This is a genomic window from Solidesulfovibrio sp., from assembly GCF_029978005.1.
Lineage (GTDB): Bacteria > Desulfobacterota > Desulfovibrionia > Desulfovibrionales > Desulfovibrionaceae > Solidesulfovibrio.
This window is the reverse complement of sequence record NZ_JARKOZ010000096.1, coordinates 1-25,713: the sequence shown is the minus strand read 5'-3', so window position 1 is coordinate 25,713 and position 25,713 is coordinate 1. Positions and strand designations below refer to the sequence as shown.

The window sequence follows — 25,713 nt, the reverse complement described above, 5'->3', positions numbered from 1 at the left end:
CGGCCCCGCCCCCTCCGCCGGCCGTGGCCCCCCCGCCCGCGCCGGCGGCCGCCCTGCCCGCGCCGAGGCCCGTGCCGCCGGGGGCGCGGCTGGTCATGACCGCCCTGGAGGACGACGACGCCGGCCCCTGGGACAAGGCCGTGGCCGACGCCTTTCCCGGGCCGGACTGGCACATGCTGCCGGCATCGGCCGACCCGGCCCAGATCGCGGCCGACGTGGCCTTCCTGCGCCCGGCCGTGATCGTGGCCGGAACCGGCGCGCGGGCCGGGGCGCTTCTTTCGGCCGTGGCCGCCCTGACCGGGCGCGCCAGGGAGGGCATGGCCGTGCTGGCCGTGGGCGATTTCCCCGGGCACGATCCCCTGGCCGCCTTCGCCCTGGGGGCCGACGCCGTGCTGGCCGCCGATCCGGCCGACGCCGCCGCGCGCCTGGCCGACGCCTGCGCCCGCCGCCGCGCCCTGCCCTCGCTTTTCCGGCCGGAGGCGGGCTAGGCCATGGACCGCATCCCGGCCCTGCTCGTGCATCCCGATCCGGCCGTGCGCGTCGCCCTTCGCGCGCGCCTGGCCGAGGCGGACTTCATCCGGGTGCTCGGCGAGGCCGTGGACGCCTACGAGGCTTCGGAGCTTCTGCGGGCCATTCCCTACGGACTGCTTTTTTGCGGCGTGGACCTGCCGGGCGAGGTGGGCGGCTTCGAGCTGGCCGAGGCCCTGGCCGCGGCCAAGCGCCAGCCCGGGCTCATCTTCATCGCCGCCGACGAGTCCCGGGCCTTCCGGGCCTTCGAGCTCGGCGCGGCGGATTACCTGCTGTGGCCCTTCTCCCCCCAGCGCTTCGCCCAGACCCTGGAGCGCCTCGCCCGGTACAAGCCGGCCTTCCGCGAGGCCCCGCCGGCCCAGTGGCGGCCGGGCGGCCCGAGCCCTGCCGGCCGCGACGAGGAGAACGAGGCCGAGGAGACGGTGCAGCTGCCGCTCGAGGGCGACGAGGAGGACCGCTTCATCACCGCCCTGCGCCAGGCCTGGGACATGGGTCACGAACGGCCGGTGGACATCGAGAAGCTCCCCATCACTTTGGACGGCCGCACCATCCTGCTCCCCTACACGCAGATCCTTTTCATCGAGGCCTACGAGGACTACTCCTTCGTGCACACGGCCGGCCAAAAGCTCCTGACCTCGTATCGCCTGAAAAACCTGGAAGAGCGCCTGCGGCCCCACCGCTTCTTCCGGGTGCACCGCAAGTACTTGGTCAACCTGGACCAGGTGACGGAGATCGCCACGCTTCCCGGCGGCAACTTCATGCTGCGCACCGCCGGCAAGACGCGCATCGAGCTGCCCATCGGCCGCCGGCGCATCGGCGAGCTCAAGCAGATTCTCGGACTGTAACCGGGCGCGCCCGGCAAGGAGGACACGGATGCCGAAACCCGCAACGCTTGACGCACTGCTCGTGGAGGAGCGGGTCTTCCGTCCGGCCCCGGCCACGGTCATCGAGGCCAACGTCAAGCCGGCGGACCTGGCCGAGGCCTACCGGCTGGCCGAGGCGGACCCGTGCGCCTTCTGGGAAAAGGCGGCCCTGGAGCTGGAGTGGCACCGCAAATGGGACGCCGTGCTGGACGATTCCCGGGCTCCCTTCTACCGCTGGTTCCCGGGCGCGCGCGGCAACATCGTGCACAACGCCCTGGACCGCCACGTCCAGACCTGGACGAAGAACAAGCTGGCGCTCATCTGGGAGGGCGAGGCCGGAGACTGCCGCAAGTTCACCTATTTCGAGCTCTACCGCGAGGTGAACCGCTTCGCCTGCGCGCTGCGGGCCCTGGGCGTGTCGCGCGGGGACCGGGTCTGCCTGCACCTGCCGCCCGTGCCCGAGACCGTGGTGGCCATGCTGGCCGCGGCCAAGATCGGGGCGGTGCACGTGTTCGTCTTCGCCGGCTACTCGGCCAAGTTCCTGCGCGAGCGCCTGGGCGAAGCCGGGGCCAAGGTGCTGGTCACGGCCGACGGCTTCTACCGGGGCGGGCGCTGCATCAACCTCAAGACCGTGGTGGACGAGGCCCTGGAGGGCGTGCGCGGCGACGTGGCCGAAACGGTGGTGGTGGTGCGCCGCACCGGCGACGACATCGACATGCGCGAACCCCGCGACCTCTACTATCACGACCTGCTGCGCCAGGAATCGCCCGAGGCGGCCACGGAAATCATGGAGGCCGGCGAACCGCTCTTCTGGCTGCCCACCTCCGGGGCCACCGGCCGGCCCAAGTGCGTGGCCCACGACCACGGCGGCTACATGGTCGGCGCGCACCACACCTTCCGCACCGTGTTCGACGTCAAGCCCACGGACATCCACTTCTGCACCGCCGACCCGGGCTGGATCACCGGCCACACCTACGGCGTCTATGGGCCGCTTCTGACCGGGGCCACGGTCATCCTCTACGAAGGCCACCCCCTCTACCCGCAAGCCGACCGCCTGCCGTCGATCATCGAACGCTACGGGGCCACGATCTTCTACGCCACGCCGACCTTGATCCGCATGCTCATGCGCTACGGGCCGCAGTACCCCAAAAAGCGCGACCTCTCGACCCTGCGCCTTTTGGGCAGCGTGGGCGAACCCCTGTCCCCCGAGGCCTGGATGTGGTTCTACAAGCACATCGGCCATTCCAACTGCCCGGTCCTGGACACCTGGTGGCAGACGGAGACGGGCATGGCCATGATCGCGCCCATGCCCGTCTCCGTGCTCAAGCCCGGGTCCGTGGGCAAGGCCCTGCCGGGCATCGCCGCCGACGTGGTGGACGGGCAAGGCGGGCCCGTGCCCCCGGGCCAGGGCGGCTACCTGGTGGTGCGCCGGCCCTGGCCGGGCATGCTGACGGGGCTGGCCGGGGACGAGGGCGGCTACCGCGAGACGTACTGGGAGAAGATCCCGGGCCTCTACTTCGCCGGCGACGTGGCCCGGCGCGACGAGGATGGCTATTTCTGGATCCAGGGCCGGGCCGACGACGTGCTCAACATCGCCGGCCACCGCGTGGGCACGGCCGAGGTCGAGGCGGCGCTTTGCGCCCACCGGTTCGTGGCCGAGGCGGCGGTGGTGGGCGTGCCGGACAAGATCAAGGGCGAGGTGGCCAAGGCCTTCGTGGTGGCCGATCCGGCCTGGACCGGGGCCTTTCCCGACGCCGACGCCCTGGCGGCGGAACTGCGCGGCCATCTGCGCCGGGAGCTCGGGCCCATCGTCATCCTGCGCGGGGTGGAGCTGCGCCAGAGCCTGCCGCGCACGCGAAGCGGCAAGATCCTGCGCCGCAAGCTGCGGGCCGAGGAACTCGGCGAGCCCTATGAATACCGGACCGACGAGGAGTCGTAGGGATTTCTCCCGCGCAAACGCAAGGCGGCCGGAAGCCCGCTTCCGGCCGCCCCGCATCACGGTTGGCGCCTCAGCCGCGCCGGACGTCAGCCCTGGCCCTTCCCGGCCAGGGCCGCGTCGATCTCGTCCCCCACGGAAACGCCGAAGTGGACGTAGACGTCCTCCACGTCCTTAAGCGGCAGCCAGTAGCCCTTCATGCGGCGCGGGTTGGCCGACGCCGGCGAAGTCATGGGCGTTCCCTGGCGCAGGGCCGTCAGGGCCAGGCACTGCTTGCAGTGGCCGTCGGCCTTGTTCTCGGGATTGAGGCTCGAGCACTTGACGCCGACGGGGATGCCGGCCGCCCGGCCGGCGTCGTTGACGGCCAGGATCTCCCGGCTTTTGTGCAGCAGAAAGACCGGCTCGGGAAACGGCCCCCACATCATGTGGAAGGCGTCGAGGACCTGTTGCGAAACCATGCGGCAACCTCCTGGAGCCCCTGGCAGGGGCTTCTCTCGACAAGGACGGACGAGGCGGCGGTTTATTGCGCCCCGGGCTCGGATTCTCCCCGATCCTCTCGGGAATACTGACGAAAAGACTTTTCCCCCACATCCTTCCACCAGGCGTCGTAGGCCTTGCGGGCATCGACGCCCTGGCGGTGCGCGCCATGGGCGGCCTTGCCGTGGCCGAGGCCGCCGGCCAGGATGCGGGCCAAGAGCAGCAGACCCACGGCCTGCCAGTAGCCGATGCGCGACGTGCCCAGGACGTCGGGCAGGACGGCGTTCCACAGGAGCATGACGGCATAGCCGAAGACGAGGGCCAAGGTCGCGGCCAGAAGCAGGCCGAAGACGATGTGGACCGTGAGCAGATAGGCGCGGCTGCGGGGGCGGCCGGAAGGGGCATGGTGGAACATGGTCTTTCCTTTCTCCTTTCAGTCGTGATGCTCCGCGAGCAGTTCGCGCAGCCTGGCGTTGGCCCGGCTCTTGCGGGAAAGGAGCGTGCCCAGGGGCTCGTCCCATTCCTCGGCCAGTTCCCGGAAGGCGAGGCCGTCGATTTCGGTGGCGATCCACACCGCCCGCTCCTTGTCCGAAAGCCGGCCAAGGGCCCATAGCAGCCTTTCGCGCATCTGCAGGCGGGCGACGGAACGCTCCGGCGTCTCGTCGTCGCGGGGAAGCTCCGGGCCGCCCGGCGCGACGCCGCCCTCCTCGTCCAGGGGCACGGTGTCCCGGGAGGCGCGCCGGTAGTCGATGATCCGGTTTTCCAGGGACCGGTACGCGTAGGCCATGAGGTTTTCGACCTCGCCGACCACGTCCGCCCGCTTGAGCAGGCCGAAGACCACGTCGGAGACGATGTCCTCCACATCCATGGCGGAAATGCGCGACAGGCGACCGCGCACGTGGCGCAGGAACCTGGCCCGTTCCCGGTCGAGCAGGCGGGCGAAGGCCGCGGCGGCGTCCTTCATCGCCCGGCCCCCCGGGGCAGAGGCCCCCGGTCCGGACCGAGAAAGAGCGCCGCCGTGGCAAGGGCGGGCATGCGAAGCGCTTTCACAGCAGCTTTTTTATGGCCGTTTCCACGGAAGGCAATGGCACTGTCGGCGCGAACCGGGCCACCGGCAGTCCCTGGCGATCGACGAGGAACTTGGTGAAATTCCATTTTACGGCGCGGGAACCGAGGATTCCGGGTTGGGCGCGCTTGAGAAACGCATAAAGCGGGTGCGCCGCCTTGCCGTTGACCTCGATCTTGGCGAAAAGAGGGAAGCTCACCTCGTAACGCAACCGGCAAAATGCTGCGATTTTCGTGTCGTCGCCCGGTTCCTGGCCGATAAACTGGTTGCAGGGGAAGCCCAGCACGCAAAATCCCCCTGCGGCGTATTTGCGGTGCAGGCGCTCCAGGGCGGCGTACTGGCCGGTGAAGCCGCACCGGCTGGCGGTGTTGACGATGAGCAGGACCTTGTTCCTGAAGGCGTCGAGGCTGGCCGCCCCGCCTTCGATGGTCCTGGCCGAAAATCCGTAGATCGTTTCCATGCGCTTTCCTCCTCCTGTCCGGTCCGGGAGACCGGCGGCGCGACGAGGCCGACGACCGGGTGCCTCACGAAGTATGACGACGAGGGCGGCGGATTATTGCGCGACATAAGCGGACGGCTCCTCGACCGGGAACCGGCGGTCTTTTGGCCAGGCGAAGGAACGGGCCGGGACGCAGGCCATGCACCCCGGCCCGTCAGATGCCCTCGCCGAAGCCGAAGAATTCCCGGGCCGCCAGACGCCGCCGCCGCTCCAGGCGGTAGCGGTCGTTGATGCGCCGGCGCAGTTCCTGGAAGCGCGGCGCGCCGTAGAGGTCGTCGCGCGCGGCCGGGCGCTCGGCGGGAGCGGCCTCGTCGCACACCAGGGGCCCCGGGGCCGGGGAGAGCCCGATGACGCGCCCGGCCAGGAGCAGGGCCTCGTCCAGATCCTCGGTGGCCAAAATCACGGTCCGGCGCGGCGCGGCCCCGGCAAGGAGCCGGGGCAACAACTCCTCGAGGCCGGTCCGCTCCCCGGGATCGAGCGCGCCCAGGGGATCGTCGAGGAGCAGCAGCGGCGACTCCTGGGCCAGGGCCCGGGCAAGGCTCGCCCGCAGCCGGCCGCCGCGCGAAAGTTCCAGGGGACGCCGCTTCAGGGCGTCGCCGAGCCCGGCCAGGGCCAGGCAGGCCTCGGCCCGTTCCCGGCACCAGACCGCCGGCCGGTCCGGCCGGGCCGCCTCCACGGCCATGAGCACGTTTTCCAGAAGCCCGAGCCAGGGGAAAAGCCCGTTGTCGCGAAGGACCAGCCCCCGCTCCAGGTCCTGCCCGGCCACGGGCCGACCGTCCCACGACACCCGGCCGAAGGCCGGAATCTCCAGGCCGGCCACGAGCCGCAGCAACGCGGACTTGCCGCAGCCCGGCGGTCCGTAAAGCCCCACGCACTCGCCGGGCGCGACGGCAAACCGCAGGTCCTCGAACACCGTGCGGCCGTCGCGGACGTAACGCAGGTCGCTGACGGCCAGGCCCCTCTTCCCCGCCCGGGAAGCGTCGGTGGACATGGCAGGCTCCTTGTGGGTCGGGTCTTGGCCCGACGGTTTACATCATTAATTTGGTCAAATTAGTGATAGTAAAAAAACCGTTTCCCCGTCAACCGGGCCGCGCCGGCCACGAGGAGCGGCGACAGGCCGGCTGCGTCCCGGGCGCGAGGCCTGCGCGGCGTGGCCGCCTCCCCTGCGCCTGCCGGCTTCGCCAGGACAATCCCACGCCATGGCCAGGAAAAAACTCGACAGGGCCGGGGGAATTCCTTATTCATTCATTAACACGATCGATTTGATGAGATAAAGACCGCGACGAGACCGAAAAACGCAACGCCGGAAACGGCGCAAACGGGAGGGAAACGGCATGTCCCACACATTTTCCGACGCCTCGCAGTCCATCGGCAAAACGCCCCTGGTGCGCCTCAACCGCCTGACCGCCGGCAAGGGAGCCACGGTACTGGCCAAGATCGAGGGCCGCAATCCGGCCTATTCCGTCAAGGACCGCATCGGCGCGGCCATGATCGAGGATGCAGAAAAGCGCGGAGCGTTGCGCCCCGGCATGGAGATCGTCGAGCCGACCAGCGGCAACACCGGCATCGCCCTGGCCTTCGTGGCCGCGGCCAAGGGCTACCCCCTCACCCTGACCATGCCCGAGACCATGAGCATCGAGCGGCGGCGGGTGCTGGCCTTTCTCGGGGCCAAGCTGGTGCTCACCCCGGGCGCGGAAGGCATGGCCGGGGCCGTGCGCCGGGCCGAGGCCCTGGCCGCCGAGGGCGGGCGCTTCCTGCCCCAGCAGTTCAAGAACCCGGCCAACCCGGCCGTGCACGAGCGCACCACCGGCCCCGAGATCTGGGACGCCACGGACGGTGCCGTGGACGTGGTGATCAGCGGCGTGGGCACCGGCGGCACCATCACCGGCGTGTCCCGCTACCTCAAGAACACGCGCGGCAAGGCCATCGAGAGCGTGGCCGTGGAGCCGGCGGCGAGCCCGGTCATCACCCAGACCCTGGCCGGCGAGAAGCCGGCTCCCGGGCCGCACAAGATCCAGGGCATCGGGGCCGGGTTCATCCCGGACACCCTGGACCTGGGGCTGCTCGACCGGGTGGAGCGGGTGGAAAACGACGAGGCCCTGGAGACCGCCCGGCGGCTGGCCCGGGAGGAAGGCATCCTGGCCGGCATCTCCTCGGGCGCGGCCGTGGCCGCCGCCCTGCGTCTGGCCGGCCTGGAAAGCCACGCCGGCAAGATCATCGTGGCCATCCTGCCGGACGCGGCCGAGCGCTACCTGTCCACGGCGCTCTTCGAGGGCGTGGGAGACAATTAGGGAGCGGGCCGCAACGCGCTTTCCCTCGGGCGGACGGGACGCCTGGGCACGGCCGCGAAATGCGATCGCAGGCGTTTCGCCGCGAGAGTGCCGTCTCAGCGCGCCCCGTCCGCCTTCTTGATGCTCCCCGCCGTGCTGTCGAGGCTCGCATCGGCGGAGGCGAAGCCGCTCCTGTCCCGGACGGTGACCAGTTCGTGCGCGGCGGTGTAGGCGGCGACGGCCCCTTGCAGTTTCCTGGGTTATCGACCACAGGAAACCCCATGCTTCCCCCTCTCCGGAGCCCGCCGGGGCAATTCCCGTGCCCGCTTCTCCTTTGCTGTTGACTCGATTCCCAGGCCGGTCGATAGTGGCCAGGATGCGGCATCGCGGACCTTTCCCCCTCCTTTCGGCCGATCAGGGGGGCGCGACATGATGCGCCTGCCCGGCTCGGTCCGGCTCAACCTGATACTGGTGGTCCTGACCGGCGTCCTTCCCATGCTGGCCGTGGTCCTCGGCTCGGGCTGGGAACGCAGGAACCACGAGATCGAGGAAGCGGCCCTGACGACCCAGCGCTTGGCCGACGTCCTCGCTCTGCAGCAGGAAGCCGAGACGGCCCGCCTGCAATCCGTCCTTGCCGCCCTGGCCCAGGAGAAGGCCGTGCTCGCCCGCGACGCCGAAGCCTGCGACCGCCTGTTCCGCACCGCCCTGTCCGTGAACCCCGGCTATGCCAACTTCATGCTGGCCGCGCCCGACGGCGAAGTCCTGGCCTCGGCCCTGCCGTTTACGCGCCAGACCCTTTCCGACCGCAAGGAATTCCGGGAGGCCCTGCGCGACGGGACCTTCAGCGTGGGCGAATACACCATCGGCAAAATCAGCGGGGCGCAGATCCTGCCCTTCGCCTATCCCGTGCGCGACGCCGCAGGGGCGACCACAGGCGTGCTCGTGGCCACCGTGCGGCTGCGGGACATCTCGAAGCTCGTCGAGCGCACGCTGCTGCCGCACGGCTCCTTCGCGGGCATGGTCGACCACGAGGGGCGACGGCTGTACCGCTATCCTCCCCTGGAAGGGGCCGGCCTCGGCACGTCCATCGCGCCGGGCATCTGGCAGACCGTCCAGTCCGCGGGGCCCCGGAAGCTCTTCACCGAAACGGGCGCGGAGGGCATGCGCCGCATTTACGCCCTGAGAAGGGTGTCCCTGAACGGCGCGACGCCCTACCTCAACATCCTGGCGGGCATTCCCGAGGCGGCGGCCCTCGACCTCGCCGACGCGGTCACGCGGCGCTACCTCTGCTGGCTGGCCGCCTCCCTGCTGCTTTCCCTGTGCCTGGCCTGGATCGTGGGCAAGTACGGCATCCATGCCCGGCTCCAGAGAATGGCCCTCACGGCCCGGCGCATCGGCGAGGGCGAACTCTCGGCCCGGTCCGGCCTCACCGAGACGAGCGGCTCCCTGGGGCTGCTCGCCCGGTCCATGGACAGGATGGCCCAGCATCTCGAAGCCGAGCGCGACGCCCTGGTCAAGACCAGGGACGCCAGGGACGTCGAGGCCAAGCGGCGCGTGGCCCTCATGGACGCCAGCGGCGACGGCATCGTGATCATCGACGGCGAACATCGGGTGGTCGAGGCCAACCGGCGTTTCGCGGAAATGCTCGGCCGCGATCCGTCGGAGGTCGTGGGCCTGTACACCTGGGACTACGAGGCGACGATGCCCGAGGCCGACATCCGCCGGGATTTCCAGCGGCCGACGCGGGTGAAAAGAACCTTCGAGACCCGGCACCGGCGCAAGGACGGCACGACCTTCCCGGTGGAAGTCAGCGCCCACGGAAACGCGGTTTTCGGCGAGCAGTACTTCTTCGCCGTGGTCCGGGACATCACCGAGCGCAAACAGGCCGAACGGGCGCTTCGGGAAAGCGAGGAACGCTACCGCGCCCTTTTCGAGAACTCCCTGGACGCCATCGCGGTGCAGGAGGGTCTCCCGCCGCGCTTCACCTGGGTCAACCCGGCCTTTTGCGCGCTCTTCGGCCTGACGGCCGAGGAGGCCTACGCGCTGACCGCGGAGAACATCTGGTCCATCATCCATCCCGACGACCGGGAGATGGTACGCGAAAGCCTGCTGGACCGCCTGGCCGGGCGGCGCGACAGCGTGCGGCACCGGTTCCGCGTCGTCAGGAAGGACGGCGAGCCGCGCTGGGTGGACGTGACCGGCCGCCGCCTCGGCGGAGAGGACAAAGCCATGAACATGTCCATCTACCGCGACGCGACCGAGGAGGAGCGCCGGCGGGAACTGCTGGCCCAGGCCAAGGCTCAGGCCGAAGCCGCGAGCCAGGCGAAGGACGAATTCCTGGCCAACATGAGCCACGAGCTGCGCACGCCCCTTAACGGCATCCTGGGCATGCTCCAGTTGCTCCAGGGCACCGGCCTCGACGAGGAACAGGCCGGTTACGCCCGACTGGCCGTCCAGTCGGGCCGGCGGCTCACACGGCTGCTCTCGGACCTCCTGGACATCTCCCGGATCGAAATCGGCAAGCTGGCCATCGCCAACGACCTCTTCGATCTCCGGCGCGCCGTGGAAGAGGTCCGCGAACTTTTTCTTCCGGCCGCCAGCCAGGCCGGGATCAACTGCACATTGAACGTCGACCCGCGCCTGCCGTCCCTCGTGGCCGGGGACGCCGCCCGCCTCCAGCAGGTCCTGACGAACCTCGTGGGCAACGCCCTCAAATTCACCAGGCAGGGCAGCGTCGCCATCGAACTCCATCCCCTGCCCGCCGGCCGGGAAGACCAGGCCCGGGTCCTTTTTTCCGTCTCCGACACCGGGGAGGGCATGAGCGACGCGGTGATCGCGGTCCTCTTCGAACCCTTCACCCAGGGGAGCCAGGGCTACAGCCGGGCCTACCAGGGGGCGGGCCTGGGGCTTTCCATCTGCAAGCGGCTCGTGTCCCTCATGGGCGGGACCATCGCGGTGGAGAGCGAGGAAGGAGCGGGAACCGCCGTCCATTTCTGCCTGGCCTTCGGCCGGCCGGCGACCCGCCAAGAGCAGCCTGAACCCCCTTCGCTGCCCCGCGACAAGCCCCCCGCGGGCCGGCGCATCCTCATGGCCGAGGACGACGCCCTCACCCGCATGGCCGTGCAGCGGCTGCTCGAAAGAAAGGGGTATGCCGTGACCTTGGCCGGCGACGGCAAGGCGGCCGTCGAAGCCCTGGCCCGGGAGACTTTCGATCTGGTGCTCATGGACATCCAGATGCCCGTGATGGACGGGATGGAGGCGACGCGGCGCATCCGGGCCGGCGAGGCCGGACCCGAGGCGGCCGGGGTGCCCATCGTGGCCATGACGGCCTACGCCATGACCGGCGACCGGGAGAAGTTCCTGCTGGCCGGCATGGACGACTACGTCGCCAAGCCCCTGGACATCGAAGCCCTGCTGGCCGTGGTCGGCCGGGTCGGCAAGCGGCGCGGGAGCGACGCCCCCCCTTCCTGACGGGCGGCCGCCCCCGGCGACTTCAGATGCCTCCGCCGTCGATGAGCGGCACGCCCACGGGCCGGTGCTGGGCGATGTGGGCTCCGGGCGGCACGTCGCGCGTCACCCAGACGTTGCCGCCGATGATCGCGCCTTTGCCCACGGTGATGCGCCCGAGCACGGTGGCCCCGGAATAGACGACCACGTCGTCCTCCACCACGGGATGGCGCGGGATGCCCTTGACGAGCTTGCCCTCGCCGTCCTTGGGGAAGCTTTTCGCCCCCAGCGTCACGCCCTGGTACAGGCGCACGCCCTCTCCGATGACGCAGGTCTCGCCGATGACCGTGCCCGTGCCGTGGTCGATGAAGAAACGCCGGCCGATGACCGCGCCCGGGTGGATGTCGATGCCGGTCTTGGCGTGGGCCATCTCGGTGAGGATGCGCGGGATGAGGTCCACGCCGAGGACGAAGAGCTCGTGGGCCACCCGGTAGTGGGTCAGGGCGATGAGGCTCGGGAAGCAGAAGATGGCCTCGCCGGGGCTGCGGGAGGACGGGTCGCCCTCGTAGGCGGCCTGGGCGTCCTCGGCCAGCATGTCGCGGATGCGCGGCAGGGAGGCCAGGAAGGATTCGGTCAGCCGCCGGGCCCGCGCGTCGCAGTCCTGACGTGCCGCGCCCGTATCCAGGCCGCAGAAGAAGCAGTAGCCCCGGCGGATCTGGTCGGTCAGCAGCCGCCCGGCCTCGAACAGGTTGGCCCCGACATGGTAGGGCATGCTCTCGGGCGTCACGCCGGAATCGCCGAAATAGCCGGGGAAGAGCACGGCCCGCAGCCGGTCCATGCACTCGGACAGGGCCGGCACGGACGGCATGGGTTCGTCGTGCAGGGGACGGTGGAAGACCTTTTCGTAGGAACCCGGCTCGCACAGCCTCCGGGTGACCTCGGACAGGACGTCCCGACCTTCGTCGGGCCTTTGGGGCGGCATGGTCATGGCGTCATCCTCTTCAAACCGCGACGGGCCGGCTCAGGCCGCCCGGGCCTTGCGCCCTTCCCGCCGTCTGGTGCGTTCCTTTATGCACTGGGCCACGATGGAAATCGCGATCTCCGCCGGGCTGTCCCCGCCGATGGGCAGGCCGATGGGCGCGTGGACGGCGGCCAGGCGCTGCCGCGTCACGCCGTGCTCCAGCTGTTCGTCGAGCACGGCCGCCACCTTGCGGCTGGAGCCGATCATGCCGATGTAGCCGGCTTCGGTGCCAAGGGCCTGGGTCAGAATCTTGCGGTCCTGCTTGTGGCAGCGCGAGACGATGACCACCGACGTGTCGGCGTCGAGGCTGCGGCCGGCGAAGCAGTCGTCGAAGGACGGCAGCACCGCCACCTCGTCGGCGTCGGGAAAGCGGGCGGGACTGGCGAATTCCTCGCGGTCGTCGAGGACGACGACCCAGAAGCCGGCCATGGCCGCCAGATGGGCCGTGGGCCGGGCGATATGGCCCGCGCCGCAGATAATCAGGGACTCCCTGGCCCGGAAAGGCTCCAGGAAGCATTCCTGGCCGCCCAGGTCCGCCACGGTCGGGGAGGCCGATCCCCACGCCAGGGCCGGGGCGGCGGCCAGGGCCGCGTCCGGAAGGCTTCCGGCCAGCACCGCGCCGTCCCGGGAGAGCAGGGCCCGGGCCGGAGCATGGCGCTCGCCCCGGCCCAGGCTGGAGACGAGGAAGCAGGTTCGGTTGGCGGCCAGTTCGTCGGCCAGCCTGGAAAAAAGCGACACGACGTCCGGCGTCGGGTCGAGGCGCTCCAGAAAGACGTGGACCAAGCCACCGCAGATGGCGTCCGAGCCGTCGCCGATCTCGCCCGAGAGGTCGATGGGCAGGAGGGTCGGCTTCCCATGGGCCATGACCGCCGCGGCCTCGGCGATGGTCCTGCCTTCCATGGGCCCGCCGCCCACTGTGCCGAGGAGTTCGGCATTGTCGCGCACGAACATCCTGGCCCCGGCCGGCCCGGGCGCGGAGCCGTCCTTGACCGTCACGGCGGCGGCCACCAGGCTTTCGCCCCCGGCCAGCAGCCGATTCACGGAACGCCACAATTCAATCATATCCCTTCCCTCCCCGCATATGACAATGGCCCCTTTCCCCTTTCGAGGGGGTCCGGGGGGCATCATGCCCCCCGGCCGCCGGAGGCATCTTCCTTCTTTCTCTTCCTCTTCCTCTTCACCTTCCCCCTCCGCCCAGCCGGCGGGCGGCGGACACGACCTGGGGGAAAACGACCATGAAGGCCTCGACCTCCTCGATGGCGTTTTGCCGCGACAGGGACAGGCGCAAGGTGCTGCGCAGGTAGCGGTCGGGCACGCCCATGGCGGCCAGGACGTGGGACGGGGCCACGGAGGCGGATTCGCAGGCCGAGGTGGTGGAGACGGCGAAGTCGCGGTCGCTCAGTTCCGCCAGCAGGACTTCCTGGGGCGCGCCGCCGACGCCGAGGCTTATGGTGTTGGCGATGCGCGGCGCGGCCCAGCCGTGGATGACCACGTCGTCGATCTCGGCCAGGATGCGGCCTTCCAGGTGGTCGCGCAGCTCGCGCAGCTTCTCGTGGCCGGAGACGGACAAGAAGGCCCGGGCCAGCTCGGCCGCCTTGCCCAGGCCCACGATGCCGGCCACGTTCTGGGTGCCGGCCCGGCGGCCGGACTCCTGCATGCCGCCGAAAAGAAGCGGCGTAAAAGGCGCGCCCCGGGCCACGTAGAGCGCGCCCGCCCCCTTGGGGCCGTGGAACTTGTGGCCGGAGATGGTCAGGTAGTCCGCCGCAAGCGTGCGCAGGGAAAAGGGCTCCTTGCCGGCCAGTTGCACGGCGTCGCAGTGGAACAGCGCCCCGCGCGACTTGACCAGCCCGGCGATCTCCTCCACGGGCCACAGGACCCCGGTCTCGTTGTTGGCCCCCATGAGGCTGACCAGGGCCGTGTCCGGGGTGACGGCCTGGCGCAGCCTGTCCAGGTCGAGCCGTCCCTGGCCGTCCACGGGAAGAAACACGACTTCGACGCCCATGTGGTCGCGCAGGTATTCCAGCCGGCGCAGCACGCAGTGGTGCTCCACGGCCGAAGTGACCACCCGCCGCTTTCCCGGGTCGGCCAGGACCGCCGACAGGATGGCCGTGTTGTTGCCCTCGGTGCCGGAGCAGGTGAAGACCAGCCGCTCGGCGGCACAGCCGAGCAGCGCCCCGACGGATTCGCGCGCCTCCTCGATGGCCGCCTTGGCCCGGCTGCCGTATTGGTGGGGGCTCGACGGGTTGCCGAAGCAGTCGCGCAGGAAGGGCAGCATGGCCTCGAGCACCTGGGGATCGAGGGGGGTGGTGGCGTTGTTGTCGAAGTAGACGCCCACGGGGCACCTCCTTTTCAGGAAAGCGACAGCATGCGGGCCACGGCCCGGCGGGCCTGCCCGGCCACGTCCTCGGGCACGCGGACGCGGTTCGGCGTCCTGCCCTCGGCCAGTTCCTCCAGGACGCGCAGCACGGACAGGGGTTTGGTCCTGTACATGTTGGCGCACACGGCCTGATGCGGCGAAAGGGAGACCACGAGCTTGTCCGGGTGGCGCGCCGCCAGCCTGGACACCAGATTGATCTCGGTGCCCACGGCCCATTTGCTGCCGGCCGGCGAGGCGGCCACGGCGCGGACGATGGCCTCGGTGGAGCCGTGGGCGTCGGCCGCCTGGATGAGGTCGAAGGGGCATTCCGGGTGCACGATGACCCGGATGCCGGGCTCCTTCCTGCGCCAGTCGGCCACGTCCATGACGTCGAACATCTGGTGGACCACGCAGAAGCCGTCCCAGAGATAGACCTTGGCCCGGCGCACGGCCTCGGCCGTGTGGCCGCCCAGGTCCTTGTCCCGATCCCAGACGAGCATGCGGTCCAGGGGCACGCCGAGCTCGTAGGCGGTGATGCGGCCGAGGTGCTCGTCGGGAAAGAAAAAGACCCGCTCGCCCTGGGAAAACGCCCATTCCACGATCCTGCGGGCGTTGGACGAGGTGCACACCGTGCCGCCCCGGCTGGCCACGAAGGCTTTGAGCGCGGCCGAGGAATTGACGTAGGAGATCGGCACGATTCGGCCCGGGACGACGGCGGTCAGCCGCTCCCAGGCGTACTCCAGGGCGTCGGGGGTGGCCATGTCGGCCATGGAGCAGCCGGCGGCGAGTTCCGGCAGGATCACGGCCTGGTCCGGTCCGGTGAGCATGTCGGCCGTCTCGGCCATGAAATGCACGCCGCAAAAGACGATATGGCGGGCGGTGGCCCCGGCCGCCAGCCGGGCCAGGCCCAGCGAGTCGCCCACGGCGTCGGCCACGCCGGTCACGGCGTCGCGCTGGTAGTGGTGGGCCAGGATAAGGAGGTCGCGCCCGAAGCGTTCCTTGAGGGCGGCGATGCGCGAGAGCACCTGCTCCTCGGTCCAGTCCCGGGGATCGGACGGGGATTGCGTCACGGCCTGCATGGAAACTCCCTGATCCGGTCGCCGCGGACGGCCGGGCCGAATCCACATTAATTTGGTCAAGAAAGTAGTATCGCTTCCCGGACGGCGTCAATATATTTATACTAACACAGTATGAAATGAGGGCCTGCGTCCGAGGCTACTTCCGTATGCGCACCAAGTGGATGCCGCCCCCGCGGGATTCCACGCCGAGGACGGCGTGGCCGTCCCGCACGGCGGTGGCCGGCACGTTTTCCAGGGGCTCGCCGCCCTTGAGCAGCACCTCGAGGACGTCGCCCGTCTCCAGGGCGTACAGCCGGGCCTTGACCTTGACATAGGTGAGCGGACAGCAATCCCGCGTGATGTCGATCTGATGGACGGCCATGGTTCCTCCGGCACGGTTACGGCGTTTTGGGCGCGTCCGGAGCGCAGGCGCGCCGCGCACCGGCGCAGACCGGCCCGGCCACGTCCGACAGCGTCCTGATGTCCCCGTGCGCGCCGCAGACCCGGCAGGCCGGATCGCGGCGCACCGGGCTCTTCATGAAGTCCATGGCCGCAGCGTCGAAGCACAGCAGGGCGTCCAGGAGCGGTCGGCCCGCGCCGGTGATGTGCTTGAGGGCCTCGGCCGCCTGGATGGAGCCGAGCATGCCGGCGATGGCCCCGAACACCCCGGCGCTGGCGCAGGTCGGGATCTTGCCGGTCGGCGGCTCGCCCATGACGCAGCGGTAGCAGGCCGTTTCGCCCGGCAGGACGGTCATGGTCTGGCCCACGAACTGGAGGATGCCGCCCATGGAAAACGGCACCCCGGCCAGCACGCAGGCGTCGTTGACCAGGTATTTCGAGGGGAAGTTGTCCACGCCCTCCACCACGAAGTCGTATCGGGAAACCACGTCGGCGATGTTGGCCGCGGTCAGGTACTGCGCGTGGGTCACCACCTCCACGTCCGGGTTGAGGGCCCGAATCCGGCGGGCGGCCGAGGCCACCTTGGGCGCGCCGATGTCCGGCGTCGCGTGCAGGATCTGGCGCTGGAGGTTCGACAGGTCCACCACATCGGCGTCGGCGACGCCGAGCACGCCCACGCCGGCGGCGGCCAGGTACAGGGCGGCCGGCGACCCCAGCCCACCGGCCCCGACGACCAGGACCTTGGCCCGGCGGATGCGCAGTTGCCCGGCCACGCCGACCTCGGGCAGCAGGATGTGCCGGCTGTAGCGCTCCAGAAAGGCATCGTCGCAGACGAAATCCATGGCCCCTCCCTGCGCCCCTGCGCGGCGACAGGCTATCGCCCTGCTTTTTCTGCCGTTAAATGTTGACCAAATTCGTATATATTTTTTAAAACAGAACCCTCGGCCCGGTCAAGCCTCCCATCACGGCATCCCCGAAAGCGTGTTCCATTGACAGGAACACAGCATATTTAATAAAATCGATCAAGTTAATGATTTTAAAAGCACCCAAGCGGAGGGAGCCATGGCCAAGGCGATCCTGCTCCTGTCCGGCGGGCTCGACAGCGGCCTGGCCGGAAAGATCCTGCTCTCCTGCGGCATCGAGGTGACGGCGGTAAACGCCACCTCGCCGTTTTGCCGCTGCTCGGGGCACGGCGGCGGCTGCGCCGCGGCGGCGCGCATGGCGGCGCAGCTCGGCATTCCGCTTACGACCGTGGCCAAGGGCGAAGCGTATTGGGAGATCGTGAAAAACCCGCGCTTCGGCCGGGGCAGCGGCGTCAATCCCTGCATCGACTGCCGCATCCACGTCCTTTCCCTGGCCCGGGAGATCATGGAGGCGTCCGGGGCGCTCTTTGTGGCCACGGGCGAAGTGCTCGGCCAGCGGCCCATGTCCCAGCACCGCCGGGCCTTGAGCCGCATCGAACGGGAATCGGGCCTGACCGGCCGGCTGCTGCGGCCGCTTTCGGCCCGCCTTTTCCCGCCGACCGAGGCCGAGCGCCAGGGCATCGTGCCGCGCTGGAAGCTCCTGGCCATCGAGGGCCGCAGCCGCAGGCCGCAGATGGAGTTGGCCCGGGAACTGGCCCTGGGCGACTATCCCTGCCCCGCCGGCGGCTGCCTGCTGACGGACCCGCAGTTCAGCTGCCGCGTGCGGGAGATGCTCGCCCGCGAACCGGACAGCCGCCTGGCCGACGCGGTGCTGCTCATCCACGGCCGGCACTTCAGGCTCCCGGACGGGGAGCGGGTGGTGATCGGCCGCAACGAGAAGGACAACCGGGCCATCGCCGGTCTGGCCCGGCCCGGCGACGCCCTGCTCGTGCCTGCCGAGGGCTCGGGCCCGACCGGGCTTTGCCGGCCGGGCACGGAGGCGGCCGTGCGCGCGGCGGCCGGACTCGTCGCGGGCTACGGCAAGAGCGTGACGCGCCTTTCGCTCACGCGCCCGGGCGAATCCCTCAGCCGGACCCTGGCCGACTTCTCTCCCCTCGCCCCCGAACAAGCCGAACCCTGGCGCATCGCCTGCAAGGAAGACCCGCATCGCACTGAAGCAAAACGCCTTCCTTCATCGCCCCCACCCGGGGGGCCCGGGGGGGATGATCCCCCCCGGTAGGGGAGTCCAGAGGGGGCAACGCCCCCTCTGGCCGCCGGAGGCGTTCCCCCCTCTATCCCTGCTACCCCACGGCCGCGCGAAGGGCCTGGTCGAGGTCGGCGACGATGTCGGCCACGTCCTCGACGCCGACGCTCAAGCGCACGTATTCGGGCGTCACGCCCGTGGCGCGCTGTTCGTCTTCGGTCAGCTGCTGGTGGGTGGTGGAGGCCGGGTGGATGATGAGGGTCTTGGCGTCGCCGATGTTGGCCAGGTGGCTGGCCAGCTTGACGTTGTCGATGAGCCGCACGCCCGCTTCCCTGCCGCCCTTGACGCCGAAGCCGACGATGGCCCCGGCCCCGTCCGGCAGGTAGCGCTCGGCCAGGGCATGGTCGGGGTGGCCGGGAAGGCCCGGGTAGTTGACCCAGGTCACGGCGGGATGGTCGGCCAGGAAGCGGGCTACGGCCAGGGCGTTGGCGCAATGGCGCGGCATGCGCAGGTGCAGGGTCTCGATGCCGAGCAGGAAGAGAAAGGCGGCGAAGGGGCTCATGCAGGCCCCGGTGTCGCGCAGCCAATGGGTGCGGATGTGGACGACGTAGGCCAGGTTGCCGAGGGGCGCCAGGGCGTCGGTGAAGACCATGCCGTGGTAGGACGGGTCCGGCCGGGCCAGCTCCGGCCATTTGTCCGGGTTGTCCGCCCAGGGGAAATTGCCGCTGTCCACCACGGCCCCGCCGATGTGCACCCCGTGGCCGCCCAGGAACTTGGTGGCGGAATAGACCACGATGTCCGCGCCGTGCTCGAAGGGCCGCAGCAGAAGCGGCGTGACCGTGTTGTCCACGATCAGCGGCAGGCCGAGCTCGTGGGCTATTGCCGCGAGGCGCTCGAAATCCGGCACGTCGTTTCGCGGGTTGCCCAGGCTCTCGATGTAGACGCAGCGGGTGTCGGCGTCGGCCAGCTCGCGGATGTCCCCGGGCCGGGCGGGGTCGAAAAGGCGCACGGTCACGCCGAGGTTGCGCAGGGTCTGGGTGAAAAGCGTCCAGGTGCCGCCGTAGAGGTTCTTGGAGGCGATGAAGTTCTGGCCGGCGTGGGTGATGGTCAGGACGGCGGCGGTGATGGCGGCCTGGCCGCTGGCCAGGGCCAGGGCCCCCACGCCGCCTTCCAGGGCGGCCAGGCGCTTTTCCAGCACCTCGTTGGTGGGGTTGGTCAGGCGCGAATAGATGTTGCCGAAGGACTTGAGCCCGAACAGGCTCGCGGCGTGCTCGGCGTCGGTGAAGTTGTAGGAGGCCGTGGCGTAGATGGGCACGGCCCGGGCGTGGGTGGTGGGGTCGTCCTCCTGGCCCGCGTGCAGGGCCAGGGTGCCGAGGCCGGTTTTTCGGGCGTGTTCGCTCATGGCAGCGCTTCCTCGCGGTTGGATGTTTTGGACAGGCCCCGGCGGGAATGCCCCGGGCCGATGCCGACCGTGCGACCAAGGACCGTCAGGCGGCCCACGACGCAACGGGCGCACATGTCGCCGGTCTCGTCCACGCAGGGCTTGTCCGGATAGAGCAGGTAGTCCTTGCGGCGCGGCCCGGGCGTGGCGCTCGGCATGAAGACGTTGGCCCCGCGCGTCAGGGCCAGGTTGCGGCCCGTGCCCGGAAAGAGCGCGTCGTAGGCCGTGGTGGCCGGGATGTGGGCGTCGGGGTTGGCCAGGCGCAGCGCGGCCAGGGCCACGAAGTGCATGTCCGGGTCGGCGGCGTGGGCGTTTTGCGCGCCGCCAAGCGGCGTGTCCGGATGGGGCAAAAACGGGCCGATGCCGATCATGTCCAGGCCGAGGTCGCGGCACAGCAGGATGTCGTCGGCCAGGACGCCGAGGCTTTCCCCGGGCAGGCCGATCATGAAGCCGCTGCCGACCTGCACGCCGAGGGAGCGCAGGTCGTCCAGGCAGCGCAGCCGTTCCTTGAAGGAGCAGTCCGGGTGCAGCCGGGCGAAAAGGGCCGGGTCGCTCGTCTCGAAGCGCAGCAGGTAGCGGTCCATGCCGCTTTCCCGCCAGGCGGCGTAGACCTCGCGCGGCCGGTTGCCCACGGACACGGTCACGGCCAGCGGGGTCTCGGCCTTGATCCGGGCGATGAGCCGCCCCAGGGCCGCGTCCCCCTCCCGCGAGGGGACCTCGCCGGATTGCAGCACCACCGTGGTCTGGCCGAAGCCCCACATGCGCCGGGCCACGTCCAATATCTCCTCGTCGGCCAGGCGGTAGCGGGCCACCCGGTCGTTGGAGGCCCGGATGCCGCAATAGAGGCAGTCGTTCACGCATTGGTTGGAAAATTCGACGATGCCGCGCAGGTAGACCTCGTCGCCCATGTTCTTCCGCCGCACGGCGTCGGCCTGGTCGTACAGGGCCTGCCTGGCCTCCCCGGTGCGCCGGCGCAAAAGCCCCAGCACCGCTTCCCTGGTCCAGTCTCGGATCATGGCGTTCTCCCCCCCGTTTTCTCCCGTCCGTGCGCCGCGCGCGGGCGGCCGTCCGGGCCATGGCCCCATGGCTACGCCATATTCCTCATAAAATCGATCAAAAAAATATATTATATAAATCGCCAGCATGCCGCACAGTTGCGCCGTCGGCCCGAGTCGGCGGGTTGACCCGGCCCGGCCCCTCTTCTACATTGACTCTACCGATTTGATGATGATTTATCGCGCCCATGCGGGCGCAGGCACAAGACACGGGAGGCAGGCCATGCAGCTGGAAAGCTACCTCGCCCAATGCGGCTCGCGCTGGGACGACCGCACCGGGGCCACGACCATGCCCATCTATCAGACCGCCACCTTCCGCCACCCCGGGCTCGGCCGGTCCACGGGCTACGACTATTCGCGCACGGGCAACCCCACCCGGGCGGCGCTGGAGGAGACGCTGGCCACGGCCGACGGCGGCTGCCGGGGCCTGTGCTTCGCCTCGGGCATGGCCGCCCTGGACTGCCTGACGAAGCTCTTCGCCCCGGGCGAACGCATCGTGGTCACCGAGGACCTCTACGGCGGCACCTACCGGCTCTTCGAGCGCGTCTGCCGGCCGATGGGCGTCGAGGCCATGTACGTGGACACGTCCGACACGGCGGCCGTGGAGGCGGCGCTGGCCGCCGGGGCGAAGGCACTGCTCGTCGAAAGCCCGACCAACCCCCTGCTCAAGGTGGCGGACCTGCGGGCGCTTAGCCGCCTGGCCCGGGCCCACGGGGCGCTTTTCGTCGTGGACAACACCTTCATGACCCCGCTGCTCCAGCGGCCCCTGGCCCTGGGGGCCGACGTCGCGGTCTACAGCGCCTCCAAGTACCTCGGCGGCCACAACGACGTGGTGGCCGGGGCCATGGTGGTCCGGGATCCGGCCGTGGCCGAGAGGCTGGCCTTTTTCCAGAACGCGGCCGGGGCCGTGCCCGGCCCGCAGGACTGCTGGCTGCTTCTGCGCGGGCTCAAGACCCTGGGCGTGCGCCTGCGCCGCCAGCAGGCCAGCGCCCTGGACGTGGCCGCCTACCTCTGCGGCCATCCGGCCGTGTCCAGGGTCCACTACCCCGGCCTGGCGAGCCATCCCGGCCACGACCGGCAGACGCTCCAGGCCACGGGCTTCGGGGCCATGGTCTCCTTCGAGCTGGCCGACCCGTCGCGGGTGGAGGCCATCCTGTCCGGGGTGCGGCTTTTCCTTTTCGCCGAGAGCCTCGGCGGCGTGGAATCCCTCGTCACCCTGCCGGCGGTGCAGACCCACGCCGACATCGAACCCGAAAGGCGCGCCCGGCTCGGCGTCACCGACGGCCTGCTGCGCCTGTCCATCGGCCTGGAGGACCCGGCCGACCTCATCGCCGACCTGGAGGCCGTGCTGTGACCCCGCAACCCCCTACCCTGAAAGGCGGCCCCTCATGGACCTGACCACCCTGCTCGTCCACGGCGGCGAGAATCCCGAGGACGGCTTCGGCGACCTCGCCCCGCCCATCCACCTGAGCTCCACTTACGCCCAGGCCGATCCCGAGCGCTTCGGCCCCTACGACTATTCCCGCAGCGGCAACCCCACCCGGGCCGCCCTGGAAGAATCCATCGCCGCCCTGGAAGGCGGGGCGCGGGGCCTGGCCTTCGCCTCGGGCATGGCCGCCATCGCCTCCACGCTCCTCCTTTTTTCCCCGGGCGACCACATCGTGGCCTGCCGCGACCTCTACGGCGGGGCCTACCGCGTACTGACCACGCTCTTCGCCCGCTGGGGGCTTGCGACCTCCTTCGTGGACATCACGGACCTCGACGCCGTGAAAGGAGCCGTCACCGCCGACACCAAGGCCCTGTACGTGGAAAGCCCGTCCAATCCGCTCCTGGCCGTGGCCGACCTGGCCGGGCTGGCCGCCCTGGCCCGGGAGCGGGGGCTCGTCTCCATCATCGACAACACCTTCATGACGCCGTTGCTGCAACGCCCGATTCCCCTCGGCTTCGACATCGTCCTGCACAGCGCCACCAAATTCCTCGGCGGCCACAGCGACCTGGTGGCGGGACTGGCGGTCACGGCCGACGCCGCGACGGGCCGCCGGCTGGCCGGCATCCAGAACGCCTTCGGCGCGGTGCTCTCCCCCCAGGACTCGTGGCTGCTCCTTCGCGGCATGCGCACCCTGGCCGTGCGCCTGGGGGCCGAGCAGGCCACGGCCGCCGTCCTGGCCCACTGGCTGGCCGCCCGGCCCGAGGTGGCCCGGGTCCACTACCCGGGCCTGCCCGACCATCCCGGCCACGACGTCCAGGCCCGCCAGGCCGACGGCCCAGGGGCGGTGCTGAGCTTCGAGCTGCACAATCCCGAGGCGGCCAGGGCCTTCATGCGCGGGCTGCGCCTGATCAAGCTCGCCGTGAGCCTGGGCGGGGTGGAATCCATCCTGTCGTATCCGGCGACCATGTCCCACGCGGCCATGCCTCCGGCCGAACGGGCGGCGCGCGGCATCTCCGACGCCCTGGTGCGCCTGTCCGTGGGCCTGGAGTCGGCGGCCGACCTCCAGGCGGACCTGGACCGGGCCCTGACGGCCGGCGGGCAGGCCGGCCGCCTTGACACCTCTCCCCCCGGTCCTTAATAATTCATCTGTCCGATCGTTTTTATGGTCAATATCCTGTCCGAACGATCGCCAAGGAGGCAGCCATGGCCGTGGTGCATGCCGTGTGCGTCAGCAAACGCAAGGGCGAGAAGAAGATCGCGGTGGAATCCGTGACCCTGCAGGCGGATTTCGGGGCCGAGGGCGACGCCCACGCCGGCTCCGGCCGGCAGGTCAGCCTGCTCGCCCTGGAGGGCGTGCGGCGCATGCAGGAGAAGCTGCCCACCATCATTCCCGGGGATTTCGCCGAGAACCTGACCGTGGCCGGCCTCAACGAACTGGAGCTCGCCCCGGGCGACCGCATCGCCGTGGGTGAGAGCGCCGTGCTCGAGGTCACGCAGATCGGCAAGGAGTGCCACGGCTCCGGCTGCGCCATCATGCGGGCCGTGGGCTCGTGCGTCATGCCCAAGGAGGGCATCTTCGCCCGAGTGCTGTCCGGCGGGACCGTCCGGCCGGGCGACGCCGTGGCCAGGGCGTAACGGGAGCGTCCGCCATGTGGGTGACCCAAAAATGCCAGTACGCCTTGCGGGCGCTGTTCGAGCTGGCCAAACACGAGGGCCGGGGCGTGGTCCGGGCGGCGGACATCGCCGCCAACCAGGCCATTCCCAAGCGCTTCCTGGAAGTGATCCTGCACCAGTTGCGCCAGGGCGGGTTCGTGGACTCCCAGCGCGGCAAGGAGGGCGGCTTCTTCCTCAGCCGCTCGGCCTCGGGCATCACCGTGGGGGAGCTCATCCGCTTCATCGACGGCCCCATCAACCCCGTGGACTGCCAACTGGAAAAGCCGCATTTCGACTGCACCCTCAAGGGCAGCTGCGTGTTCATCGGCCTGTGGGACGAGGCGCGCCAGGCCCTGGAGCGCGTCTACGACACCAAGACCCTCAAGGACCTGGTGGAGCGCGAACAGCACATGCTCGCCGGCGAGGGCATGTCCTACTGCATCTAAGCCCGCCCCCGACGGCGAACCGCCCGGGCGGTTGACAGGGAGGATGGCCGCTCCTCGCCCCGCGTGGCGGGGAAGATCTCGCCGCGCCGTTCTCGACGGTGCCCCACCCATGATGAGCCGCATCCCGGACGCCGCTCTGTCCGCGGCCCTGCCGCCAGTCGCCCCGCCGACCGAGGAAATCGTGGAACAAGCCCGGAAACTGTGGGATAAGGCCGGACCGTCGCCGACGTCCCGTCCCTGGGCCCGGACGTCAAAGGAAGGAGCGCTTCCATGAAACGCCTTGTCGTCGGCATTTCCGGGGCCAGCGGCGTCGTCTACGGCGTCCGCCTGCTCGAGGTCCTGCGTTCCGTCCCGGACGTGGAGACCCACCTGATCCTGTCCAAGGGCGCTGTGGTAACGCTCGGGTTCGAGACCGACCGCACGGCCGAGGAGGTCGCGGCCCTGGCCGACGTGGTCCACGACCACGCCGATCTGGCCGCCCCGGTCTCCAGCGGTTCCTTCCGCGTGTGCGGCATGGCCGTGGTCCCCTGCTCCATGAAGAGTCTGGCCCAGATCGCCCTGTCGCTCGGCGACAACCTGCTTTCGCGCGCCGCGGACGTGACCCTCAAGGAGCGGCGCAGGCTCGTGGTCGTGCCGCGCGAGACGCCGTTGCACCTGGGGCATCTGCGCCACATGACCGCCCTGGCCGAAATGGGTGCGGTCATCCTGCCGCCGGCCCCGTCCTTCTACCACGCCCCGCAGACCATCATGGACGTGGTGGACCAGACCGTGGGCAAGGTGCTCGACCAGTTCGACATCCCCCACCAGCTCTTCCGGCGCTGGGGCGGACATGGAGCTTGAGGCCTTCGCGCGGGCCGCGAGGGAGCTCCTGGACGCGGTCCCGGCCATGACCCTGGCCACGTGCGCCCCCGGCCCGGACGGCGCGCCCTGGGCCACGGACGTCTATTTCGCCCCCCACGGCTGGGAACTGGTCTTTTTCTCCTCGCCGGCCTCGCGCCACTGCCGCAACCTGGCCGCCGCGCCGGCCTGCGCCGCCACGGTCCACCCGCAGGCGTCCTCCTGGCGCGACATCCGGGGCCTGCAGATGGAAGGCCGGGCCGGCCCCGTCACGGGCCTCGCCGCCAAGGCCGCGGCCACGGCCGCCTACCTGGCCAAGTTCCCCTTCGTCAAAGACCTGCTGACCGCCCCGGGCGAAACGGCCGGCAAGCTGGCCAAGGTCTCGGCCCACGTCTTCGTTCCCGAGCGCATCCGCTACATCGACAACAGCCTGGGCTTCGGGACGCGCTTCTCGCTGCGCCTGGCCGACGGCCGGCCGGCCGGTCCGCCCGAGCGCGAAGAGATTTCATAACGACGCGTCCGGGCACGCCGCCACCGCGCACCCGGACGCTCGGGCGTCCGCCCGGCCGCTCTCACCGACGGACCGCGCCGTGCGCCGCGGACCGGGCCTCGGCCAGCATGTTCTCGGGGTCGCCGGCGTACTCGTCGCCGAGGCTTCCCGACAAGGCGCGCTGGAGCTTGCCCTCGTCCAGGGCGTTCTCCCACTTGGCCACCACGATGGTGGCGATGCCGTTGCCGATCATGTTGGTGATGGCCCGGGCCTCGGACATGAAGCGGTCCACGCCCAGAAGCAGGGTGAGCGAGGCCACCGGAATGTGGCCCACGG

The 25,713-nt window shown here is 70.2% G+C and carries 26 protein-coding genes; 12 read left to right on the top strand and 14 right to left on the bottom strand.

What is annotated here, in order from left to right; genetic code table 11:
* The 3 genes from Q1K70_RS11680 to acs all read left to right on the top strand — a co-directional run.
* On the top strand, positions 1-488 hold a 488-nt coding region (locus tag Q1K70_RS11680; protein ID WP_300159575.1), incomplete at its 5' end, for a hypothetical protein.
* A gap of 3 nt (positions 489-491) precedes the next feature.
* Positions 492-1,373, top strand: coding sequence for a LytTR family DNA-binding domain-containing protein (locus Q1K70_RS11675; protein ID WP_300159574.1), 882 nt, complete (start codon positions 492-494; stop codon positions 1,371-1,373).
* A 28-nt stretch (positions 1,374-1,401) separates the two neighbouring features.
* A complete protein-coding gene (gene acs / locus Q1K70_RS11670; protein ID WP_300159571.1) occupies positions 1,402-3,330 on the top strand; it encodes an acetate--CoA ligase in 1,929 nt (642 codons plus the stop codon).
* Positions 3,331-3,416: 86 nt separating this feature from the next.
* Here acs and Q1K70_RS11665 read toward each other — a convergent pair whose 3' ends face one another.
* The 5 genes from Q1K70_RS11665 to Q1K70_RS11645 form a co-directional block, all read right to left on the bottom strand.
* On the bottom strand, positions 3,417-3,785 hold the full coding sequence (locus Q1K70_RS11665) for a hypothetical protein (RefSeq protein ID WP_300159567.1): 369 nt from the start codon (positions 3,783-3,785) through the stop codon (positions 3,417-3,419).
* A 62-nt stretch (positions 3,786-3,847) separates the two neighbouring features.
* A complete protein-coding gene (locus Q1K70_RS11660) occupies positions 3,848-4,219 on the bottom strand; it encodes a hypothetical protein (RefSeq protein WP_300159564.1) in 372 nt (123 codons plus the stop codon).
* Between the two features lie 18 nt (positions 4,220-4,237).
* The gene (locus Q1K70_RS11655) at positions 4,238-4,768 is read right to left on the bottom strand and encodes an RNA polymerase sigma factor (RefSeq protein ID WP_300159561.1); all 531 of its coding nucleotides are present in this window, start codon (positions 4,766-4,768) and stop codon (positions 4,238-4,240) included.
* A gap of 82 nt (positions 4,769-4,850) precedes the next feature.
* Positions 4,851-5,330: a glutathione peroxidase gene (locus tag Q1K70_RS11650; protein WP_300159558.1), complete on the bottom strand. Its 480-nt coding sequence runs from the start codon at positions 5,328-5,330 to the stop codon at positions 4,851-4,853.
* 193 nt (positions 5,331-5,523) lie between these two features.
* Positions 5,524-6,360: an ATP-binding cassette domain-containing protein gene (locus Q1K70_RS11645; protein ID WP_300159555.1), complete on the bottom strand. Its 837-nt coding sequence runs from the start codon at positions 6,358-6,360 to the stop codon at positions 5,524-5,526.
* 343 nt (positions 6,361-6,703) lie between these two features.
* On the opposite strand from Q1K70_RS11645, the gene cysK reads away from it, so the two are divergent.
* Positions 6,704-7,660: a cysteine synthase A gene (cysK, locus tag Q1K70_RS11640; protein WP_300159552.1), complete on the top strand. Its 957-nt coding sequence runs from the start codon at positions 6,704-6,706 to the stop codon at positions 7,658-7,660.
* A gap of 408 nt (positions 7,661-8,068) precedes the next feature.
* Complete coding sequence (locus Q1K70_RS11635; RefSeq protein ID WP_300159549.1) at positions 8,069-11,110, top strand: PAS domain S-box protein; 3,042 nt, start codon at positions 8,069-8,071, stop codon at positions 11,108-11,110.
* A 22-nt stretch (positions 11,111-11,132) separates the two neighbouring features.
* Here the strand turns inward: Q1K70_RS11635 and epsC are convergent, their stop codons facing one another.
* The 6 genes from epsC to Q1K70_RS11605 all read right to left on the bottom strand — a co-directional run bounded on the left by epsC (position 11,133) and on the right by Q1K70_RS11605 (position 16,762).
* Positions 11,133-12,068 (bottom strand): serine O-acetyltransferase EpsC, encoded by a 936-nt coding sequence (gene epsC / locus Q1K70_RS11630; protein WP_300159577.1) that lies wholly within the window; start codon positions 12,066-12,068, stop codon positions 11,133-11,135.
* Between the two features lie 39 nt (positions 12,069-12,107).
* Positions 12,108-13,169 carry an XdhC/CoxI family protein gene (locus tag Q1K70_RS11625; protein ID WP_300159546.1) on the bottom strand — a complete coding sequence of 354 codons (1,062 nt, stop codon included), beginning with the start codon at positions 13,167-13,169 and terminating at the stop codon, positions 12,108-12,110.
* Between the two features lie 115 nt (positions 13,170-13,284).
* Positions 13,285-14,442: a cysteine desulfurase family protein gene (locus tag Q1K70_RS11620; RefSeq protein ID WP_300159543.1), complete on the bottom strand. Its 1,158-nt coding sequence runs from the start codon at positions 14,440-14,442 to the stop codon at positions 13,285-13,287.
* Positions 14,443-14,456: 14 nt separating this feature from the next.
* Entirely contained in the window at positions 14,457-15,542 is a 1,086-nt protein-coding gene (gene nadA, locus Q1K70_RS11615; protein ID WP_300159540.1) for a quinolinate synthase NadA, read from the bottom strand.
* 136 nt (positions 15,543-15,678) lie between these two features.
* Positions 15,679-15,903 (bottom strand): sulfurtransferase TusA family protein, encoded by a 225-nt coding sequence (locus Q1K70_RS11610; protein WP_300159537.1) that lies wholly within the window; start codon positions 15,901-15,903, stop codon positions 15,679-15,681.
* 16 nt (positions 15,904-15,919) lie between these two features.
* Positions 15,920-16,762 carry a HesA/MoeB/ThiF family protein gene (locus Q1K70_RS11605; RefSeq protein WP_300159534.1) on the bottom strand — a complete coding sequence of 281 codons (843 nt, stop codon included), beginning with the start codon at positions 16,760-16,762 and terminating at the stop codon, positions 15,920-15,922.
* Positions 16,763-16,982: 220 nt separating this feature from the next.
* Between Q1K70_RS11605 and Q1K70_RS11600 the strand changes: the two genes are divergently transcribed.
* Positions 16,983-18,062, top strand: coding sequence for a tRNA(5-methylaminomethyl-2-thiouridylate) methyltransferase (locus Q1K70_RS11600; RefSeq protein WP_300159531.1), 1,080 nt, complete (start codon positions 16,983-16,985; stop codon positions 18,060-18,062).
* A gap of 61 nt (positions 18,063-18,123) precedes the next feature.
* Here Q1K70_RS11600 and Q1K70_RS11595 read toward each other — a convergent pair whose 3' ends face one another.
* Together Q1K70_RS11595 and hydE are read right to left on the bottom strand one after the other, a co-directional pair.
* On the bottom strand, positions 18,124-19,428 hold the full coding sequence (locus Q1K70_RS11595) for an O-acetylhomoserine aminocarboxypropyltransferase/cysteine synthase (RefSeq protein ID WP_300159528.1): 1,305 nt from the start codon (positions 19,426-19,428) through the stop codon (positions 18,124-18,126).
* The gene (hydE, locus tag Q1K70_RS11590) at positions 19,425-20,483 is read right to left on the bottom strand and encodes a [FeFe] hydrogenase H-cluster radical SAM maturase HydE (RefSeq protein ID WP_300159525.1); all 1,059 of its coding nucleotides are present in this window, start codon (positions 20,481-20,483) and stop codon (positions 19,425-19,427) included. The genes Q1K70_RS11595 and hydE overlap by 4 nt, the downstream gene beginning before the upstream one ends.
* A gap of 262 nt (positions 20,484-20,745) precedes the next feature.
* On the opposite strand from hydE, the gene Q1K70_RS11585 reads away from it, so the two are divergent.
* The 6 genes from Q1K70_RS11585 to Q1K70_RS11560 all read left to right on the top strand — a co-directional run bounded on the left by Q1K70_RS11585 (position 20,746) and on the right by Q1K70_RS11560 (position 25,398).
* Complete coding sequence (locus Q1K70_RS11585; protein WP_300159521.1) at positions 20,746-21,876, top strand: PLP-dependent aspartate aminotransferase family protein; 1,131 nt, start codon at positions 20,746-20,748, stop codon at positions 21,874-21,876.
* Between the two features lie 34 nt (positions 21,877-21,910).
* Entirely contained in the window at positions 21,911-23,089 is a 1,179-nt protein-coding gene (locus Q1K70_RS11580) for a PLP-dependent aspartate aminotransferase family protein (protein WP_300159518.1), read from the top strand.
* A 65-nt stretch (positions 23,090-23,154) separates the two neighbouring features.
* Positions 23,155-23,586 carry an MOSC domain-containing protein gene (locus Q1K70_RS11575; protein WP_300159515.1) on the top strand — a complete coding sequence of 144 codons (432 nt, stop codon included), beginning with the start codon at positions 23,155-23,157 and terminating at the stop codon, positions 23,584-23,586.
* Positions 23,587-23,600: 14 nt separating this feature from the next.
* Positions 23,601-24,050, top strand: a complete 450-nt coding sequence (locus Q1K70_RS11570) for an Rrf2 family transcriptional regulator (RefSeq protein ID WP_300159512.1) — start codon at positions 23,601-23,603, stop codon at positions 24,048-24,050.
* Positions 24,051-24,320: 270 nt separating this feature from the next.
* Positions 24,321-24,890 carry a UbiX family flavin prenyltransferase gene (locus tag Q1K70_RS11565; protein ID WP_300159509.1) on the top strand — a complete coding sequence of 190 codons (570 nt, stop codon included), beginning with the start codon at positions 24,321-24,323 and terminating at the stop codon, positions 24,888-24,890.
* Positions 24,880-25,398, top strand: a complete 519-nt coding sequence (locus tag Q1K70_RS11560) for a pyridoxamine 5'-phosphate oxidase family protein (protein WP_300159506.1) — start codon at positions 24,880-24,882, stop codon at positions 25,396-25,398. The genes Q1K70_RS11565 and Q1K70_RS11560 overlap by 11 nt, the downstream gene beginning before the upstream one ends.
* 61 nt (positions 25,399-25,459) lie before the next feature.
* On the opposite strand, the gene Q1K70_RS11555 is transcribed toward Q1K70_RS11560, so the two are convergent.
* Positions 25,460-25,713 (bottom strand): cation:dicarboxylase symporter family transporter (locus Q1K70_RS11555; protein ID WP_366521695.1); only part of this gene is annotated, 254 nt, incomplete at its 5' end.